The sequence below is a fragment of the Streptomyces griseorubiginosus genome, from assembly GCF_017614965.1.
GTDB lineage: Bacteria > Actinomycetota > Actinomycetes > Streptomycetales > Streptomycetaceae > Streptomyces > Streptomyces griseorubiginosus_B.
The window spans coordinates 1-1,792 of the sequence record NZ_WVUG01000607.1; the positions used below are offsets into that span (position 1 = coordinate 1).

General features: G+C 73.7%; 1 protein-coding gene and 1 pseudogene. One reads left to right on the plus strand and one right to left on the minus strand.

All coding sequences use genetic code 11. The annotated features are described in order from the left end of the window. On the minus strand, window positions 1-1,216 hold a 1,216-nt coding region (locus GRC12_RS44120; RefSeq protein ID WP_208786046.1), incomplete at its 3' end, for a glycosyltransferase family 87 protein. A 164-nt stretch (window positions 1,217-1,380) separates the two neighbouring features. Between GRC12_RS44120 and GRC12_RS44125 the strand changes: the two are divergent. Further along, window positions 1,381-1,792 (plus strand): annotated as a pseudogene (locus tag GRC12_RS44125) (glycosyltransferase family 39 protein); the annotation flags it as partial.

A 1,792-nucleotide genomic window follows, 5' to 3' on the forward strand; every position in this document is an offset into this window, starting at 1 on the left:
CGCCAGGGAGGGGCGGCGGGGGCGCGGTGGAGCGCCACAGCCGGACGAAGGACAGCACGGCGGCCGCCGCGAGCAGGCCGTTGCGTACGAGCATCAGGGCGCAGCCCGTCCAGGTGCAGGCCATGACCTGGTTGTACAGGACCGGGAACTCGACGGCGCTGACCGCGCTCGCCGCCAGGATCAGCGCGGCGACCGGGCGCTGCACGGTGTGCCGTGAGGTCAGGCACACGGCGGCCAGTCCCACCAGCCAGATCATGTACTGCGGGCTGATCACCCGGCTGGTGACGGTGAACAGCAGCACCGCGCTCAGCGCCGCGTCGTAGGGCGTGGCCGGGGTCCAGCGCCGGGCCCGCAGCCGCCACAGCAGCATCAGCGCGAAGGCGACCGCGGTGAGCGCCAGGGAGACGTGGGCGACCGTGCGGACGTACGGGCCGGTGAACTCCATGGCGCCGTACCGGTAGCGCACCTTCCCCGGCCAGCCGGCGTGCACGGCGAAGGAGAGCACCGTGCCGCCCAGCGACTCGATCTGCACACCCCGGCCGCCCTGCTCGCGCAGGAAGCCGAAGGGGTTGGCGAACAGGGCCGCCAGCACGCCCAGGGCGACGGTCCCGGTGGCGAGGGCCCACGCCCACGCCGAGCGCGTCATACGGCCCCTCGGCGTGCCCAGCAGCACCAGCGCCGGCCACACCTTCACCAGGGCGCCCAGCGCCGCGAACGCCCCGCACGCGCGCGTGGAGCGCGGCAACGCCAGCAGGGAGACCACCGCGAGGGCGGTCACCTGGACGTCGTAGCGCGCGAGCGGCGTCTGCAGCAGGAGGGGGAGGCCGGCCACCCACACCGCCGCGCCGAGGAGGCTGCGGTGACCGCGCGCGCCCGCGACGGCCAGCGCCACGGTGATCGCCGCGTCGCAGACGAGGGTGAGCGCGACGAACGCCTCGAAGTACGTCAGGCCCGGCAGCAGCGCGGGCGAGAGCAGGACCGCGCCGGCACCCGGCGGGTACTGCCAGAGCGGGTCGTGGACGGGGAAGCTGCCGTGCGCCAGGACGCCGTACCAGTGGTGGTACAGCCGCCACACCTCCCGGGCGACCGAGCCGTGCCCGAGCAGCGGCAGGCCGCCCAGCGCGAGCAGCCACAGCATCGCGGCGCGGGTGGCGAGCCAGCCTGCGGCGAGGGCGAGAAGAGGACGTCGTGTCTTTGAGGTCGGCTCCGCGTTCATCACGGCGGATCGTAAGCCGGGCGAATGGAGTGGACGTGCTAATACACCGTCAATCGTCGGTAAGAGCTCGCCAACAGCCCACCATCAGGCGAGTGGACGGTAAGAACACGGTGCGCCGACTGGCACGTCCCGAGGTCCTGGCCGTCGTGGTTCCCGTGGCCGTGATGCTCGGGATCGGGCTGTGGCGGCTCGACCGGGGCGGCATGTGGGGCGACGAGGCCGCCACCTTCCTGGTCGGCCGGCGTACGGTGCCGCAGATCTGGCGGATGCTCCATTCGGTGGACGCGGTGCACGGGCTCTACTACCTCGTCCTGCACGTCGTCCTCGCCGTCCGGCCCGACGAGGTCGCGCTGCGGCTGCCGTCGGTGTGCGGGGCGGCGGTCAGCGCGGGGCTGGTGGGTGCGCTGGGCGTGCGGCTGGCCGGTCCGCGCGTGGGCCTGTGGTGCGGCCTGCTCTACGCCGTCACCCCGCTGATCGGCCACTACGCGCAGGAAGGGCGGTCGTACGCGATCGTCTCGGCCGGTGTCATCGGGGCGACGCTGCTGCTGGTGACGGGGCTCGACGGCCGGTCGGGGC